The following is a 17007-nucleotide window of genomic DNA, read 5'->3' on the forward strand; positions in this document are numbered from 1 at the left end:
GCACCGTCTCAGTCACGTTATGCCAATGAAAACTTGCAAGCCCGCATGGATTTGGCGACATTTTGAGCGTCGATCCTGCAGGGCTTTTCAGTCAGTTTTGCCGAGCAAGCAGGGCAGCATCTAATTTGGAGGACTTGGTAGTGAAGTGCCCCCCCGCTCTTGAGTCAGAGGCTGAGCGCCTTCAGGCGCTTTCCGACTACGGACTTCACGGTGACCGCCCCCTGCCGAGCCTTGACTCGGTCGTGCAGATAGCCGCCAAGGTGTTTGGCATGCCGGTCGCAGCGGTCAACCTGGTGGGCGACGACCACGTGTTCTTTGCAGCCAGCACGGGCTTTGAAGGCCAGCGGGTGGACATGCGGCGAGACGTGTCGTTTTGCGCGCATGCCATCGCCAAGAACGAAGTCATGGTGGTGCCGGACGCCACGCGCGATGCGCGTTTTTATGACAACCCGCTGGTCACCGGGTTTTCCGGCGTGCGCTTCTATGCGGGTGTGCCGCTGTATTCTCCCGGCGGGCTGCCGCTCGGCGCGCTGTGCGTACTCGACAGCGTTCCCCACTTCGACTTCTCCGACGACGACCGCGCTCGCCTCTCGGACCTTGCGCAGATGGCCTGCGACCGCCTTGAGTTGCGCAGGCTGGAGCACTCCACGGAGCGGGCCAAGCGGCCCTTCGACGACGGCGCACGCGCATCGCCCACGGCGGTGGTCTGGTTCGACGAGAGCCTGCGTGTCATGGCCTGGAACAAGGCCGCAGCCGCCATTTTCGGGTACGTGCCGGCCGATGGCCCCGGGCGCATGGTCTTGAGCTTTCTGGCGGATGACCACCGCGACGCCGTGGCGCAGCTCGTGGCCAAGGCGGCAGTGGCCGGTACTGCGGATGGATTGGTGGTGCCCGAGGGCTTGGAGGGCCTGCGCAAGGATGGCTCCGAGTTCCCACTGGGCGTCGCTCTTTTTTGCTGGATCGACCAGGGCAAGCTGACCTTCCACGCGCACCTGCAGGATCTCTCGGACCGCCACGCACAGTCGGCAGAGCTGCGAAGGCTGGCCACCACCGACCTGCTCACCGCGCTGGTCAACCGCGCAACCTTGTATCGACGGATGGAAGAGGCGGTGACCGAAGCCGCCGGGGCGGCCTTGCTGATCATCGACATCGACGGGTTCAAGGAGGTGAACGATACCCTCGGGCCTGCGGTAGGTGACGCGGTGCTGCGCGAGGCAGCACGCAGGCTGGTCGAGTCTGCGTCTTCGCTGTCCACGGTGGCGCGCACCGGCGGCGACGAGTTCGCGGTGCTCATTCCGGCCGCCCCCAGCCATGCAGAGTCGATGGCGGTGGCCCGGAGGATTGTCGACAGTCTGGCAGACCCCATCACCGTGAACGGGCAAGACATCCACATCACCGTGTGCTGCGGTTTGGCAACGGCCCCTCAGGATGCGCACGAGGCATTGGAGCTGTTCAGCAACGCAGACCTGGCGCTGTTCAAAGCCAAGAGCTTCGGGCGCGGTCAGGTCTTTGCCTATTTGGCCGACCTGCGCATGGAGGCTGCGGCGCGCAGGCTGTACAGCATCGAACTGCACCGCGCCGTCAGCGAAGGCGAATTCGTGTTGTTCTACCAGCCGCAGATCAAGCTGAGCGATGGTTCGCTGCGCGGCGCCGAGGCGCTGATTCGCTGGCAGCATCCGCAGCGGGGCTTGCTATCGCCCGCGGCCTTTTTGCCCGCGCTCGAGACCGGTCCGCTCGCCGCGATGGTGGGCTTCTGGGTGCTGGACGAAGCGTGTGCGCAGGCAGCGCTGTGGCGCCGCAATGGCGCGACCCCATTTCGCATGGGTGTGAACCTGTTCGGTGCCCAGTTCAGGGCGAACGACATGGTGCGGGAAGTGGCGGCCACGCTCCAGAGGCACGGTCTGCCACCAGACGCCCTGGAGCTTGAGATCACGGAAAACATCGTGCTGGACGAGGACGATCTCGTGCTCGGCGTGTTGCAAAAGCTCCGGGACATGGGTGTCGGCATCGCGTTTGACGACTTCGGCACCGGCTACGCGTCGCTCAGCCTGCTCAAGAAGTATCCGCTGAGCCGCTTGAAAATCGACCGGTCGTTTGTCCAGAATGCACCCGACTCCGAGCGTGACCGGGCCGTGGTTCGCGCCATCCTGCACATGGCGCGCGGCTTCGGTCTTGAAACGGTGGCTGAAGGCATAGAGACCGAGGCGCAGCGCGACTATCTGAAGAGCGTTGCGTGCGAGGAAGGGCAGGGTTATCTGTTCAGCCGCCCGGTGTCGGCCTACGAGTTCTCCGAGGCGTTCGGTCTGCAATCCGCACCATCGATGGCCAGACTGGCATAGGGCACACCACCGGGTTGCCGGGCCGAACGGGTGCGCACAGGTGCAGGGGCGTGCAGGGCGGCGCAGGCCCTGCGGCCGCATTGCGGAAGTCGACTGACATACGCGGCCTCATTTGTCGTCACACTCGATGACAGTGGACGGCCAGGTACCTCGCTCCTGCTGGGGTTCGTGGAATCCGCCCAGCAGTTCCGTCTTCACATGCATGGGTGGTGGCTTCATGGGATTTGGTCTCTTTCCCGGATGGCTCAGTTCTTTGCGCGCAAGGGTCACGCTGGGCACGATCGCCGTCTTGGCTGCAGGTATCGGCTTGATCGCCTTCGTGCTGGTTCAGCGTGCAGGACACGACACGCTGGACGACCAGCGGCAGCGTGAGTTGGCCGAGGTCATTCGCACCGCCAACCTGCTGTCGCGCAACGTGGTCGATCTGCAGAAGGCTCTGGGCATCGTCGCGGCGCAGCTTCCTGCGGCGGCGCTGGCGAGCGACGCTGCACTCAGCGAGTTTTTCGAGGGCAAACCTGTGTTTCGCAGCCTGTTCTCGAACATCTTCATCGCCCGGCCTGGTGGGCAAGTGGTCTTCTACCTGGATGACAAGGGGGTGCAAAGGCTGGAGCTGTCCATTGCCGACCGCCCGTACTTTCAGCGCACGTTGGCAGAGCGGCGGCCCATCGTTTCAGACCCCGTGCCCAGCCGGGTGTCCGGGCTGCCCGTGGTGGTGCTGACGCAGCCCCTGTACGACGCCAGCCGTCTGCATGCAGTACTGGCAGGCGCGCTCAACCTGTCGGAGCGGCGTCTCCTGTCCCACCTGGTGGAGGCGCGGGACCTGGACGGGGAGGCGCTCACCGTCGTCACCGATGCCAAAGGCAGCGTGCTGGCGCATCCCGACGTGCAGCTTCTCACGCGTTCTCTCACAGACGAACCCAGGCTGGCGGATGCCTACCGCGTATGGCTGAGCCAGGGCAGCCCGGTGGAGCCAGCGGGACTGCAGCTGCAGCAGGCGGGCGATGTCGTGAGCGCAGCGGGCGTGCCGGGGGCCGATTGGATGGTCTGGCGCTTTCGCCCGCAAAGCGAGCTGCTGGCGCCGCTGAACGCAGCACGCAAGGAGGCACTGGCCTGGGCAACGGGGCTCATCGTCGTGGTGTCCCTGCTCACATTCGCATTGCTGTCCTGGCTTTTGCACCCCCTGCGGCTGCTCGAGCGGCGGGCGCAGCAGCTATTTGGCGCCGATGTGCCTGCCGACCAGGGCTGGCCCGAGGCCGTGGGCGAGATCGGGCGGTTGGGCAACGTGCTGAAGGAGGTCAGCATCAGCCGCGACAAGCTGGAGGCTGCTAACAAGGACTTGCTGAGCCGCCTGGTGTCGGTACTGGCTGCGTCGCCCACCGGCATCGCCTTTGTGCGCAACGAGCGGGTCGAGCTGGTGAGTACCGAGTTCTGCAGGCTCCTGGGACACAGCGAATCGACTTTGCGCAGCTCCCACCCCAGCCAGATCTTTGCCTCGCCCGAAGACTTTGCGAGCATTCGCCCGCGGGTGCTGGAGGCCTTCGCCAGGGGCCGGACCTATGTGGGGGACTGGAAGCTGCTGCGCTCCGATGGCTCCCACTTCTGGGCGCAGCTGCGAAGCAGTTCGGTAGACGTGGCGGACGCTGCCGCTGGAACCATCTGGACCATTACAGACATCAGTGAGCAGAAGGTTGCGCACGACCAACTGGAGTGGTCTGCAGGCCACGACCCGCTGACGGGGCTGGCCAACCGGAGGGAGTTCGAGCAACGCGCCAGATCGTTGATAGACCGCTCACCGCACTCCATTCCGGCCGCCATCGTTTTCATGGACCTCGACCATTTCAAGCCGGTCAACGATGAAGGGGGGCATGCTGCGGGCGATGCCATGCTCCATGCCGTGGCCCAGGCGATCTCTGCGTCGGTGCGCGGCAGCGACTTGGTGGCCCGCATCGGTGGTGATGAGTTCGCCCTGCTGCTGGAGCATTGCCCGCCGGAGTCGGCCGTGGAGATCGCGCAGGCGGTCCGGGCGGCGGTGGCAGCCATCCGGCTGACCCGGGGCCGGCAGACATTTGTGGTGGGGGCGAGCATGGGCGTGGCCAGCCTGCTCCAGGGAACCGCGTCGGTGGATGAATGGATCGCTGCAGCCGACGCGGCCTGCTACCAGGCCAAGTCCCAGGGCCGCGGTGAAGTGTGTGTGGCGGTGCGCGAAGCCGCCTGAATTGCACCCGACGGCGGGAGTATCCAAACACAACAGCCCGCACGGGGCGGGCTGTTGGTCATGCGGGGCGCCAGTGGTGACCAGCGCGGCCGGTGCGGCCTGTACGGCCGCGTGGCGTCAGGCCACGGCAGCCTGCTCGTCCATGAGTTCCTGCTTGCGGGCCTCGACCACATCGCGCATCGCGACGAGGTCCAGCTTTTTGGCTGCACGGGCCTTGGGGAACATCTCGTTGCGCTCTTCCTTGACGTGGTGGTCGATGTACTCGCCCAACACCTTGACCTTGGCGTTGAACTCTTCGTCGGCCGTCTCGGCAGCCTGGATTTGTGCAATCAGGTCTTTGGCGGTCTGGTGCTCCACCTCGGCTTCCGCGATCAGGTCGGTTTCCTTGATCGCATTGCGCACTGCGGGGTAGAAAATTTCTTCTTCCACTTGGGCGTGGACGGTCAGTTCCATACAAATCTCGCGGGCGAGATCTAGGCGCGATTGTGCGGCGCCGCGGGCCTTGGATTCGGACAGTGAGTCAAACTCTTTGAACATCTTCTTGACGGCCTTGTGGTCGGCATCAAGCAGGTCGCACACGTCTTTCTGGCGTTGGCTGGTAGGCATGAGAGAACTCCTGTGGGGGTTGATAAAGCAAGACTCATGGTCGAGAGATGGCAGGGGCGCCTCTGTAGGCGCACGCCACCGCATGCCGTCAGCGCTACGCATGCCTGGCGCATGCGTGGGTTTGCGGTGCGTCGCTGCACCGCTGGCATCGGATGAGGCCACACGCCCCATCCGATGGATTTGATTTCAGTTCTCGCAGTTTCTGCCGATATCCCATGGATAACACGGAGGAGAAGAATCCAAGATGAGTGCTGTAGGTCTTGCCACCCCCACCGTTGTCTCGCCGGCCCTCGGCCAAGGCGTCTCCCTGAACACGGCAGGGGCCTCCCAGCCGGTGGGCGGCGGCACAGTGGCGCCCTTGGCAGCGGCCGCATCACCCGCCGTCACCGTCTACACACCCAGCAGCTTCGTGCCCGCCTTTGCCGCCAACTCTGCGGCAAGGACCGATCTCCGATTCCTGCACGTCACGCAGATGCCAGGCAGCCTGGAGACGGCCCAGGCGACGTATGAAGCGCTGCTGAGCGTGCAGACCCGCGGCGGGCAGATGCAGGTGTGGGAGCAACGGCCCGACGACGCGCTGGCCCAGGTCATGGGCCGCAATGCCAGCGGAACGACGGAGCAAGGCCGGCTGGCGGGGCTGGGGGCCGCATTGCTCGAGCAGGTAGGCACCACCGGCGCAAGCTACCGCCAGACCATCGTGAACGTCGGCGCGGCCTACTCGCCCGATCAGATTCAGCGCAAGGCCTCTGACGCCCTGTGGGCCTTCAAAAGCCGACCCAGTGCCAGTGCGGAGCTCACCATCCAGACCCAGTCGGGCGCCAAGGTGCGCTTGTCCATCACGGACCAGCGCGAGTACAGCGTCACCGGTTCGGGGATCTCGGTGGCGATCGAGGTCGAGGGAGAACTCACGGCGCAGGAGCGCGATGCCTTGAAGGCCCTGGCCGCGGGGTTCGACAAGGCCGTGCAGGGCCTGGCAGGCGACGAGCCGCGGCTCGATCTGGAAGAGCTGCTCAAGTTCGACAGCAAGGTGCTCGCGCGGGTCGATCTGAAGTTCGAGCACTATGGCCGGGACGATGAGGGCAAACGGGTGCTGCAACTGGGCGCCGACCTGCGGCTGGATGCCAGCCGCCGCGAGGTCGACATCAAGACCCGGGAAGGCGTCGTGAAGATGAGCACCGACCTGCGGCAGCCCGCACAGTGGGGCAGCGCAGCCCAGAAGGACAAGGCGGTGTCGCAGTACCTCGCACGCATCGACCAGGCCGCGGAACGTGGCCGGGCCAACCCGGCCTTGGTGGACATGTTCAAGTCCACCTTTTCTGCCATGCACGCGAGCTACGCGCAGCAAGGCGGTGACGGCAACGGCCTGGGCATGAAGCCTGGCAGTATCCCGCTGCGCATCGATGGGGCTGCGTTCGATGCGGAAGACCAGAGCCTCATGACGGGCCTGGCAGATTTCAGCGCGAGCATCGCAGCCACCACCCGGGCCACCAACCCAAGGCGCACGCAGGAGCGGGACAGCTTTCAGTACACGCTGAACCAGTCCACGGACATCACGGGCAGCAACCGAGGCAGCCGGGCAGTCACGCAGACGCAGACCTCGAAGCTTTCGGCCGCTTACCACCAGTCGCTGCTGACGTCGGCAGCGCCCAAGTTCGACTCCACCTCCGCATCGCAAAACTATCTTTACAACACGGTGGAAGACAGCAGCACCACCGAAATGCGCCTGGCCTATGACGAAGGCGAGCCCGTGCTGGCCACGCTGTCGCACCAGGCATCGCAATCGTTGCACATGATCAAGGTCGAGAACAACCAGATCGTGGATACCCAGACCACGCCAGGCCAGCAGTCGAGCCACAAGGACCTGCTGCCGCTCATCAAGGAGCTGAAGCGCCAGCAGCGTGACCAGGAAGCGTCGGAGCGCGAGCGGCAGGACAGGCTCGACGCCTTGCACACCCTGGTGCTGCAGGCCCCGGGCGCCTGAGGAGGCCCGGCGAGTGCTGCCGCTGCGCGGCAGTTCAGCCGCGGCCGACGAAAGGCATCTTAGTCGCCATCACCGTGTGGAACAGCACGTTGGCTTCCAGCGGCAGGTTGGCCATATACAGCACCGATTGGGCGACGATGTTGACGTCTATCAGGGGCTCGACCGCGATCTCGCCGTTGGCCTGCGGAACGCCTTTGGCCATGCGCGACGCCAGGTCCGTCATGGCGTTGCCGATGTCGATTTGCCCCACCGCGATGTTGTACTGGCGCCCGTCCAGCGATGCGGTCTTGGTCAGGCCCATGACGGCGTGTTTGGTCGATGTGTAGGCTGCAGAGTTGGGACGCGGCGTGTGGGCCGAGATCGACCCGTTGTTGATGACCCTGCCTCCCTGCGGAGACTGGTCGCGCATCACCCGGAAAGCCTGCTGCAGGCAATAGAACATACCGTTCAGATTCACGTCCACCACATCGCGCCACTGCTGGGGCGTCCAGTCCAGAAAAGACCCCGGCGGGTTGCCGCGGCCCGCGTTGTTGAACAGCAAGTCCACGCGGCCGAATCTGGACACCGCCTGAGCGAAGAGCCGTTCGACCGCCGCAGCGTCCGCGACGTCGGTGGGCACGCTCAGCATGCGGTCGCCCGCGCCGGATTGCGCATGGGCCTGTGCCACCACTTCATCCAGAAGTGCGCTGCGCCGCCCTGCAAGCACCACGCTGTACCCATCACAGGCCAGGGCCAGCGCGACGGCTTTGCCGACGCCGGAACCTGCTCCGGTGACCACGGCGACTCTCTGCTCTCTCATGGGGATGCTCCTTGATGGATCTGCCCGGCAGCTCCCGGATTGCGGAGGGCAGGGCGGCTGTTGATGGCCCGCCATTGTGCGGGATCGAGGCCTTGCACGAGCGGCTGCGCATGCCGGCCCGGCCCTTGCGCCTCGTTGACGACGCGCGGCAACGGCGGCTTGGTGTGCGATGGACGGACCCGCTCGATGGACTGGATCTATTCGATCTTGATGCCGGCGGTCTTCACGATCTGGCCGTAGCGCACGAACTCGGCAGTCACCTGGCGCTGGAACTGCAGCTGCGGGTAGCCCGTGGCGTCGATGCCCTGGGCGGACAGCTCAGCGCGCGCCGCAGGCGTCTGCACGATGCGCCCCACATCTGCGGCAATGGTGTCCAGCACCGGCTGCGGTGTGTTGGCGGGCGCGAAAAGGCCAAACCAGGTGCCTGACCGGTAGCCTGCATAGGTTTCCGCAATGGCGGGCACGTCCGGCAGCAAGGCGTTGCGCTTGTCGCCGGTGGTGCCCAGGGGCGTCAGCCTGCCGCTGCGGATGTGCGGCAGCGCAGGGCCCAGGGCGATGAACATCACCTCCACCTGCCCGGCAATCACGTCCTGCAGGCCCATGGGCCCGCCGCGGTAGGGGATGTGCGTGGCGAAGAAGCCGGCCTGCTGCTTGAGCATCTCCATGCTGAACTGCAGCGCACTGCCGTTGCCGGCCGACGCATAGCTGTAGCGCCCAGGCTGGGCTTTGGCGGCGCGCACGAAGTCGCCCAGGCTGCGGAACCCCGTCTTGGGGTGAGCCACCAGCACGAAGTCCACATGACCCAGCGAGACCACCGGCACCAGGTCGCGCTGGGCGTTGTAAGGCAGGTTGTTCTGCAGGTTGGGCAGGATGGTGATGGGGCCGTCGCCACCGACCAGCAGGCTGTGGCCGTCCGCCGGCGCCTTGGCCAGCGCATCGGCCGCCACGATGCCGCCAGCAGCGCCGCGGTTGTCCACCACCACGGCCTGCTTCCATTGCTCGGACAGGCGCTGCGACAGGTAGCGCGCCAGCACATCGGGCGCACTGCCGGGCGAGTTGTGCACCGTGACGCGCACCGTCTTGTTGGGGAAGAGCGTGGCGGGCGCTGGCTGCGCCAGTGCGGCACAGCTTGCACACACGGCGAGCCACAGCACGACGAGGGACTTGATGGGGGCTGCGGCGGCGTGCATGGTGGTGGCGGTCGTGGAAAGAATCAGGGGAGGCGCGATTGTCTGGCCCTGCCGCTGTCAGGAGAACGACCGTTTTGTCACATGCTTAGCTGCAAAGCGCCATATGGACGGCGCTCCGCCCGCCCAGGCCGCACAACGAAAAAACCGCCCGAGGCGAAGCCTGGGGCGGTTGTGCCGAAGCGGCAGGGCCTGCTTACTTGGCAGCCTTGCGCTTGGCGGCCTTGGGGTCGACGGCGGCCTTGAACTTGGCACCTGCGACGAACTTGGGCACGGTGGTGGCAGGGATCTTCAGGGCAGCGCCGGTGGAAGGGTTCTTGCCCGTGCGGGCGGCCCGCTTGGCGGACTTGAAGGTGCCAAAGCCCACCAGCTGGACGGTGTCGCCCTTCTTGACGGCCGTCTGCACGGTCTCGATCAGCGTCTCCAGCACGGCGTTGGCCGCAACCTTGGACAGATCATTCTTGGAAGCCAGGATATCAACGAGTTCTGCGCGGTTCATGGATGCTTTCACACAAAGATGGATGAGGTGCGCTATTTATAGCGCAAGCGCTACCCGCCGGGCGCACTTGTTTTGCGCATATGCAATGTCGGCGACGCTGGATGCCCATTTTTTCACAACGCCTGCATCGGGCCAAGCGTCTGGCGGCGGCGTTAGACGCCGCGTCAGGTGGCGGCGACAGGCAGCGGCGCCCGGATGTCCGTCAGAAACTGCCGCGCGCGGGGGTGCTGCGGACTGTCGAAGAACGCCTGGGGGCTGGCGCGCTCCAGCACACGCCCCGCGTCCATGAACCAGATGCGGTCGGCCACCTCGCGTGCAAAGCCCATTTCGTGCGTGACGCACACCATGGTCATGCCGTCGCGCGCCAGGTCACGCATCACCGACAGCACCTCGCCCACCATCTCTGGGTCGAGCGCGCTCGTGGGCTCGTCGAACAGCATGATGCGAGGCTCCATGGTGAGCGCGCGGGCAATGGCCACGCGCTGCTGCTGGCCGCCCGACAGCTCGGCGGCGTGGGCGTTGGCCTTGTGCGCCAGGCCCACGCGGTCCAGCAGGGCCAGCGCGCGCTGGCGGGCCTGGTCCGGCGACACCCTGCGGAGATGGACCGGCGCCAGCGTGCAGTTGTCCAGCGCCGTCAGGTGCGGGAACAGGTTGAACTGCTGGAAGACGAAGCCGATGCCTGCGCGCAGCACGTTCAGGTTGAGCTTGGGGGCGTGGATGTCCTGCCCGTTGACGGTGATGCGGCCTTTGTCGATGGGCTCCAGCCGGTTGATGGTGCGGATCAGCGTGGACTTGCCCGAGCCCGACGGCCCGCACACGACCACGACTTCGCCGGCGGCGACGGTCTCGGTGATGTCTGCAAGCGCGTGGTAGTCGCCGTACCACTTGTTGACGTTGTCGAAGGTAATCATGGTGCGGCCCCCGCAGCGGGGGCGTGGAGAGGCATCTGGCGCGCAGGGCGCCGTGCGAGCCGGCGCTCCAGCCATACCGCGAAGCGCGTCAGGCCGAAACACAGAACGAAATAGGTGAACCCCAGCACCAGGTAGACCTGCGTGGGCAGCGTGAACACGAGCGTGTTGATCTGCGATGCGATGAACGACACCTCGGCCAGGCCGATGATGTAGCCCAGCGACGTGGCCTTGATGGTGGAGACGAACTGGTTAACGAGGGACGGCAGCATGTTGCGCAGTGCCTGGGGCAGGACCACCAGGCGCATGGACGCCAGGTACGGCAGGCCCAGCGAGCGCGCGCATTCCATCTGCCCCCGGGGCAGGCCGCGAATGCCGGCGCGCACGATCTCCGCCAGGTAGGCGGCGTCGAACACCACAAGGGCGATCAGCATGGTGGTGAACTGGCCGGTCTTGTGCCCGGTGATGCTGGGCAGGAAGAAGTAGGCCCAGAAAATCACCATCAACAGCGGCGTGCCGCGCACCACGAACACCAGCGCGCTCACGGGCCAGCGCAGCCAGGCCCAGGGGCTGACCCGGGCCAGGCCCAGCAGCAGCCCCGCGGGGATGGCCAGCAGCAGGGCGGACGACGCCAGGAGCAGCGTCAGCGCCAGGCCGCCCAGCGGCCCGTCGGGGTACTGGCCGATGAGGAAGAAGAGCCAGTAGGCATCGAGCATCTCGAGAAAACTCATGGACGTGTGCCTCCTGTCATGCCGAGCGCGGCGGGTACCGGTGCTGGTACCACGCTGCGAGGGCGGTGATGGCCAGCGAGATGCCGAGGTAGCTGACCGTGGCGAAGGTGAACGCCTCGAAGCTCTTGAAGGTGGCGCTCTCCACCTTGGCGGCCTGGTACATGAGCTCGGCCGTGCCGATCACGGTGGCGATGCTGGTGTCCTTCCACAGGTTGAGGGTCTGCGACACCAGCGGCGGCACGCTGGTGCGCACGGCCTGCGGCAGCACCACGAGCCGCATGGCCGCGACGAACCCCAGGCCCAGTGCACGGGCAGCCTCCAGCTGCACCGTGGGCACGGACCGAATGCCGCTGCGGATGTCCTCGGCCATGAAGGCGCCGGCATACAGGCTGAGCGACACCACGGCCGCGATGGCCTCGATGTTGTGCTGGTAGAGCCATTCCTTGGCAGAGTCCGGAAGGAGCTCGGGCGCACCGAAGTACCAGAACAGCATGTGGGCGAGCAGCGGGATATTGCGCTGCGACTCCACGAACAGAAAGCCGGTCCAGCGCAAGGGTGCCAGCGGCGCCAGGCGCAGCACGGCCACCAGCAGGCCCAGCAGCAGTGCCAGGGGCAGCGTGACGGCCAGCAGGGTCAGCGACAGGCGCAGGCCTGCCCAGAGCATGGCGTGGTAGGGGCCTGCCAGCAGCAGCGAAAAATCGAAAGTGGGCATACAACAAAAAGCGGCGGCCTGCCTCTGTGTGAAAAGGCAGGCCGTCCTTTGGGCCTTCAGCGATCAGCGATCAGCGATCAGGGGACCAGCGTGCAGCGCTCAGCCGTCCACCTTGTCCGATTCGAAGCGGAACGTGCGCTTGGCGAACTTGAGCTTGCTCTGGGCGCCCCACCACTTTTCGTACAGCTTCTCGGCGTCGCCCGAGGCTTCAAGGCCGCGCAGCGTGTCGTCGATGGCCTTCTTCAGCGCGGTTTCACCCTTGCGGATGCCCAGGGCCAGCGGCTCGACGTTCAGGTTCTGCGGAAGGATCAGGTAGTCGCCGCCCTTGGCGCCCAGCTTGGCCACGTCGTTGTACAGCGACGACTCGTCGTTGACGTAGGCAATGCCCTTGCCCTGCTGCAGCGCCTGGAAGGCCTGCTGGGTGTTCTCGAAGGTCACGACCTCGGCAGTCGGCACGGCGCGCAGCAGGTTGGGCTCCTGCGTGCCGCCCTTCACGGTCAGCACCTTCTTGCCGGCCAGGTCAGCCACGTTCTGGATGCCGCTGCTCTTCTTGACCAGCACCTTGGAGCCGGTGACGAAATGGGTCAGGCCGAAGTCGATCTGCGCCTCGCGTTCCTTGTTGTGCGTGAGGGATGCGGCCAGCACGTCCACATGGCCCTGCTGCAGCTCGGGGATGCGCGCTGCCACGGCCAACTGCTTGAACACGGGTTTGACGCCCAGCTTCTTGGCCACCGCGGTGGCGATGTCGATCTCGTAGCCGATGAAGCCGCGGGTCTTGGGGTCCACGAAGCTGTTGGGTTCGTCGGTGCCCAGAACGCCGAAGACGATCTCACCCTTCTTCTTGATGTCGTCCAGTTGGTCGGCCTTGGCGGTGATGCCCACGAGCGCCAGCGCCGTGGCCGCAATGAAACCAGTGAGGGATGAAAATTTCAGTCGCATGGTGATTGATTGATGAAGTATTTCTGGTGGATGAGGCGCTGGTCTATAGATGCCCTTGCACATCGGCAAGGCGCAGGGCCAGCGGGAGCCGCGACGATAGGCGGGCGCCCCCACGCGGCCAACGAAGGAAAGCGCATATCCAAATCAGTTCATTGACCAGCACGACGCGACAAGGCTGCGCTACCGTGCGAGCGTGCTTGCCCGCTGCAACTCCGCAGGCAGATGATTCCTTTGGATGTTTATTTCATAAACAAGCAACAAATCATTCGTTCCGTGTAGAACGAAGCATCCCTACAGTCGGCAGCTTCCATGCACCAGCCCCTGCGACCCGAGCGCGAGAGCCCCCAATGACTGCCACTGCCACCCGTTCTCCTGCCCCCGTACAGAACTTCGAGATACGGCCCTTCGATGCGCCCGTGGGCGCCGAGGTCGTGGGCCTCGATATCTCCCAGCCCATCAGCGACAGCGAGTTCGCCCGCATCCACCAGGCGCACCTGGACCACCATGTGCTGGTGTTCCGCGACCAGCAGGTGTCGCCTGCAGCCCATGTGGACTTCAGCCGGCGCTTCGGCCCGCTAGAGATTCACGTGCTGCACCAGTTCCAGCTGAAGGGGCACCCGGAGATCCTCATCGTCTCCAACATCAAGGACAACGGCGAGCCCATCGGCTTAGGGGATGCGGGCGTGTACTGGCACTCCGACATCTCGTACAAGGCCTACCCCAGCCTGGGGTCCTTGCTGCACGCACAGGAGCTTCCCAGCGAGGGCGGCGACACGCTGTTCGCCGACCAGCACCTGGCCTGGGAGGCCCTGAGCCCCGAACTGCAGCAGCGCATCCTGCCGCTCAAGGCCGAGCACAGTTACCTCGCCAAGTACGAGGAGCTGCGCGCCAAGAACCCCTGGCGCCCGAAGCTCTCGCAGGCGCAGATCGACCAGGTGTCGCCCGCCGTGCAGCCCGTGGTGCGCACGCACCCCGAGACAGGCCGCAAGGCGCTGTTTGTCAGCGAACACTTCACCACGCGCATCGTCGGCCTGCCGCAGGCAGAGAGCGATGCGCTGTTGGCCGAACTGTTCGCGCACAGCGTCAAGCCCGAGTTCATCTACCGCCACCACTGGCAGCCCCACGACCTCGTCTTCTGGGACAACCGGTCCCTCATGCACCTGGCCGCCGGCACGCCTGACCACCTGCGCCGCAAGCTCCACCGCACCACGATCCAGGGCGACGCGCCGTACTGACCACCATCCTCCAGAGAGAAACACAAAGCCATGAACAACTTCACGCGCAAAGCCGCTGCACTCGTCACCGGCCTGGGCCTTGCTTTCGGCACCCTCAGCGCCCACGCGGAAGGGCAGATCCGCATTGCTCAGCAGTTCGGCATCGTCTACCTGCTGCTCAACGTGGCGCAGGAGCAAAAGCTGATCGAAAAACATGCCAAGGCCGCCGGCGTGGATGCCAAGGTGGAATGGGTGCAGCTGTCGGGCGGCTCCGCCGTCAACGATGCGCTGCTGTCGGGCAACATCGAGATCGCCGGCGCCGGCGTGGGGCCGCTGCTCACCATTTGGGACCGCACCAAGGGCCGGCAGGATGTGAAGGGCGTGGCGTCCCTCGGCAACTTCCCGTACTACCTGGTCACCAACAACCCGAACGTGAAGACGATTGCGGACTTCACCGAGAAGGACCGCATTGCGCTGCCGGCCGTGGGCGTGTCGGTGCAGTCGCGCGTGCTGCAGCTGGCATCGGCCAAGCTCTGGGGCGACAAGGAGTTCAACAAGCTCGACAAGATCAGCGTGGCGGTGCCGCACCCCGATGCAGCCGCCGCCATCATCAAGGGCGGCACCGAGATTTCGGCGCACTTCGGCAACCCGCCGTTCCAGGAGCAGGAGCTGGCCGGCAACCCGCAGGCGCGCATCGTGCTCAAGTCCTATGACGTGCTGGGCGGCCCCTCGTCGGCCACCGTGCTGTACGCCACCGACAAGTTCCGCACCGAGAACCCCAAGACCTACAAGGCCTTCATCGATGCGCTGAACGAGGCCTCGCAGTTCGTCACCGCCAACCCGGAGAAGGCGGCGGACATCTACCTCAAGGTGAGCAACGCCAAGACCGACCGCGACCTGCTGCTCAAGATCATCAAGAACCCCGAAGTCCAGTTCAAGATCACGCCGCAGAACACCTATGCGCTGGCCGAGTTCATGCACCGTGTGGGCGCCATCAAGAACAAGCCTGCCTCTGCCAAAGACTACTTCTTTGCAGACGCGCACAACGCGGCGGGGAACTGACCATGCCCGTGCTGGCGCCTGACCTTGCGCTGCGGCAGGGCTTTCTGGCTGAAGCCGCAGTGGATGCACCGCACGCCGCGCCGGCGCCTGCCGCCGCAGTGCAGGCGGCGCCTGGCGCGCTGCTGCAGGTCGATGGCGTCAGCCTGGAATACCGCACCACCGAACGCGTGGTGCGCGCCACGCACCAGGTCAGCTTCGACGTGCATGCGGCCGACCGCTTCGTGCTGCTGGGCCCCTCGGGCTGCGGCAAGTCCACGCTGCTCAAGGCGGTGGGGGGCTTCATCGCACCCATCGAAGGCGAGATCCGGCTGGGTGGCCAACGGGTGACCGCGCCCGGGCCGGACCGCATCGTGGTGTTCCAGGAGTTCGACCAGCTGCCGCCCTGGAAGACCGTCAAGCAGAACGTGATGTTTCCGCTGCTCGCGTCGCGCACGGTAGGCAAGAAAGAAGCCGCCGAGCGGGCCCTGCACTACCTGGCCAAGGTGGGGCTTGATAAATTTGCCGATGTGCATCCGCACCAGCTGTCGGGCGGCATGAAGCAGCGCGTGGCCATTGCCCGGGCGCTGGCCATGCAGCCGCGCATTTTGTTGATGGACGAGCCCTTCGCCGCGCTGGACGCGCTCACGCGCCGCAAGATGCAGGAAGAGTTGCTCGCGCTGTGGGACGAGGTGCGTTTCACGCTGCTGTTCGTCACGCATTCGATCGAAGAAGCGCTGGTGGTCGGCAATCGCATCGCGCTGCTGTCGCCACACCCCGGCCGCATGCGCGCCGAGATCAACAGCCACGACTTTCACCTGGGGAGCCTGGGCGGTGCCGACTTCCAGGCCACGGCGCAGCGCATTCATAACCTGCTGTTCGAAGAAGAACAAACCCAAGAAGGGCACGCGCAGCCATGAGCCCACTTTTGCACCCGCCTGTGCGGCCTGAATACGAGCGCACCCTGGAGCCGTTTCGCGACGTGCCGGTGGAGCGCGCGCTCCCCTTGTCAGACCGCATCTGGGGCCAGGAGTGGCTGCGCAAGGCGGTGATCCTGGCGGTGCTCGCGGCCGTGTGGGAAGTAGCCGCGCGCTGGCAGAACAACGATCTGCTGCTGCCCACGTTCAGCGCCACGATGAAGGCGCTGGCCGAGGGCCTGCTGAGCGGCGAGCTGATCGAGAAAGTGCGCCTGTCGCTGTTCGTGCTGGTGCAGGGCTATGTGGCGGGCGTGGTGCTGGCGTTCGCGCTGACCACCCTGGCGGTGTCCACCCGGCTGGGCCGCGACCTGCTCGGTACGCTCACGTCCATGTTCAACCCCTTGCCCGCCATTGCGCTGCTGCCGCTGGCGCTGCTGTGGTTCGGCCTGGGGCGCGGCAGCCTGGTGTTCGTGCTGATCCATTCGGTGCTGTGGCCGCTGGCGCTCAATACCTATGCGGGCTTTCAAGGCGTGCCCGAGACCCTGCGCATGGCCGGCCGCAACTATGGCCTGCGGGGCATTCCGTATGTGCTGCAGATCCTCATACCCGCTGCGCTGCCGGCCATCCTGTCGGGCCTGAAGATCGGCTGGGCCTTTGCCTGGCGCACGCTGATCGCTGCGGAGCTGGTGTTCGGCGCATCGTCGGGCAAGGGCGGCCTGGGCTGGTACATCTTCCAGAACCGCAACGAGCTCTACACCGACCGCGTGTTCGCGGGGCTGGTCATGGTGGTGCTCATCGGGCTGCTGGTCGAGAGCCTGGGATTTGCCACACTGGAGCGGCTGACTGTGCGCAAGTGGGGGCAGCAGCGCTGAGCACGGTGGCGGCCTGCCCGGGCCCTGGGCGGGGCGTGCAACCTTCTTCT

The 17007-nt window shown here is 65.6% G+C and carries 15 protein-coding genes; 7 read left to right on the forward strand and 8 right to left on the reverse strand.

The annotated features are described in order from the left end of the window. The first annotated feature begins 62 nt into the window (after nucleotides 1-62). Complete coding sequence (locus ASF16_RS12045) at nucleotides 63-2339, forward strand: bifunctional diguanylate cyclase/phosphodiesterase (RefSeq protein WP_235507349.1); 2277 nt, start codon at nucleotides 63-65, stop codon at nucleotides 2337-2339. 289 nt (nucleotides 2340-2628) lie between these two features. Further along, nucleotides 2629-4554, forward strand: coding sequence for a diguanylate cyclase (locus ASF16_RS12050; protein WP_056167166.1), 1926 nt, complete (start codon nucleotides 2629-2631; stop codon nucleotides 4552-4554). Between the two features lie 117 nt (nucleotides 4555-4671). On the opposite strand, the gene ASF16_RS12055 is transcribed toward ASF16_RS12050, so the two are convergent. Next, a complete protein-coding gene (locus ASF16_RS12055) occupies nucleotides 4672-5160 on the reverse strand; it encodes a hemerythrin domain-containing protein (protein WP_056167169.1) in 489 nt (162 codons plus the stop codon). Nucleotides 5161-5404: 244 nt separating this feature from the next. On the opposite strand from ASF16_RS12055, the gene ASF16_RS12060 reads away from it, so the two are divergent. Next, nucleotides 5405-7141, forward strand: a complete 1737-nt coding sequence (locus ASF16_RS12060) for a hypothetical protein (RefSeq protein ID WP_156372055.1) — start codon at nucleotides 5405-5407, stop codon at nucleotides 7139-7141. Between the two features lie 34 nt (nucleotides 7142-7175). Here the strand turns inward: ASF16_RS12060 and ASF16_RS12065 are convergent, their stop codons facing one another. The 7 genes from ASF16_RS12065 to ASF16_RS12095 all read right to left on the reverse strand — a co-directional run bounded on the left by ASF16_RS12065 (nucleotide 7176) and on the right by ASF16_RS12095 (nucleotide 12916). Then, on the reverse strand, nucleotides 7176-7940 hold the full coding sequence (locus ASF16_RS12065) for an SDR family oxidoreductase (protein WP_056167176.1): 765 nt from the start codon (nucleotides 7938-7940) through the stop codon (nucleotides 7176-7178). 197 nt (nucleotides 7941-8137) lie between these two features. Next, on the reverse strand, nucleotides 8138-9130 hold the full coding sequence (locus tag ASF16_RS12070) for a tripartite tricarboxylate transporter substrate binding protein (protein ID WP_056167178.1): 993 nt from the start codon (nucleotides 9128-9130) through the stop codon (nucleotides 8138-8140). Nucleotides 9131-9323: 193 nt separating this feature from the next. Further along, nucleotides 9324-9638 carry an HU family DNA-binding protein gene (locus ASF16_RS12075; RefSeq protein WP_369817143.1) on the reverse strand — a complete coding sequence of 105 codons (315 nt, stop codon included), beginning with the start codon at nucleotides 9636-9638 and terminating at the stop codon, nucleotides 9324-9326. A gap of 152 nt (nucleotides 9639-9790) precedes the next feature. Next, nucleotides 9791-10537 carry an amino acid ABC transporter ATP-binding protein gene (locus ASF16_RS12080; protein ID WP_056167185.1) on the reverse strand — a complete coding sequence of 249 codons (747 nt, stop codon included), beginning with the start codon at nucleotides 10535-10537 and terminating at the stop codon, nucleotides 9791-9793. Continuing rightward, complete coding sequence (locus ASF16_RS12085) at nucleotides 10534-11265, reverse strand: amino acid ABC transporter permease (RefSeq protein ID WP_056167187.1); 732 nt, start codon at nucleotides 11263-11265, stop codon at nucleotides 10534-10536. Before ASF16_RS12085 ends, ASF16_RS12080 begins: the two co-directional genes overlap by 4 nt. 16 nt (nucleotides 11266-11281) lie before the next feature. Then, complete coding sequence (locus ASF16_RS12090; RefSeq protein ID WP_056167190.1) at nucleotides 11282-11977, reverse strand: amino acid ABC transporter permease; 696 nt, start codon at nucleotides 11975-11977, stop codon at nucleotides 11282-11284. Nucleotides 11978-12076: 99 nt separating this feature from the next. After that, the gene (locus tag ASF16_RS12095) at nucleotides 12077-12916 is read right to left on the reverse strand and encodes an ABC transporter substrate-binding protein (protein WP_056167193.1); all 840 of its coding nucleotides are present in this window, start codon (nucleotides 12914-12916) and stop codon (nucleotides 12077-12079) included. Between the two features lie 347 nt (nucleotides 12917-13263). Between ASF16_RS12095 and ASF16_RS12100 the strand changes: the two genes are divergently transcribed. Genes ASF16_RS12100 through ASF16_RS12115 form a run of 4 tightly spaced genes read left to right on the forward strand, consistent with a single transcriptional unit; the run spans nucleotide 13264 to nucleotide 16957 of the window. Continuing rightward, on the forward strand, nucleotides 13264-14151 hold the full coding sequence (locus ASF16_RS12100) for a TauD/TfdA family dioxygenase (protein WP_056167195.1): 888 nt from the start codon (nucleotides 13264-13266) through the stop codon (nucleotides 14149-14151). Between the two features lie 30 nt (nucleotides 14152-14181). Continuing rightward, nucleotides 14182-15192 (forward strand): ABC transporter substrate-binding protein, encoded by a 1011-nt coding sequence (locus tag ASF16_RS12105; RefSeq protein ID WP_056167197.1) that lies wholly within the window; start codon nucleotides 14182-14184, stop codon nucleotides 15190-15192. 2 nt (nucleotides 15193-15194) lie between these two features. Further along, nucleotides 15195-16088: an ABC transporter ATP-binding protein gene (locus tag ASF16_RS12110; RefSeq protein WP_235507350.1), complete on the forward strand. Its 894-nt coding sequence runs from the start codon at nucleotides 15195-15197 to the stop codon at nucleotides 16086-16088. Further along, on the forward strand, nucleotides 16085-16957 hold the full coding sequence (locus ASF16_RS12115; RefSeq protein WP_056167199.1) for an ABC transporter permease: 873 nt from the start codon (nucleotides 16085-16087) through the stop codon (nucleotides 16955-16957). The genes ASF16_RS12110 and ASF16_RS12115 overlap by 4 nt, the downstream gene beginning before the upstream one ends. The last annotated feature ends 50 nt before the right edge of the window (nucleotides 16958-17007 follow it).

The organism is Acidovorax sp. Leaf78 (assembly GCF_001422735.1).
Taxonomy (GTDB): domain Bacteria; phylum Pseudomonadota; class Gammaproteobacteria; order Burkholderiales; family Burkholderiaceae_C; genus Acidovorax.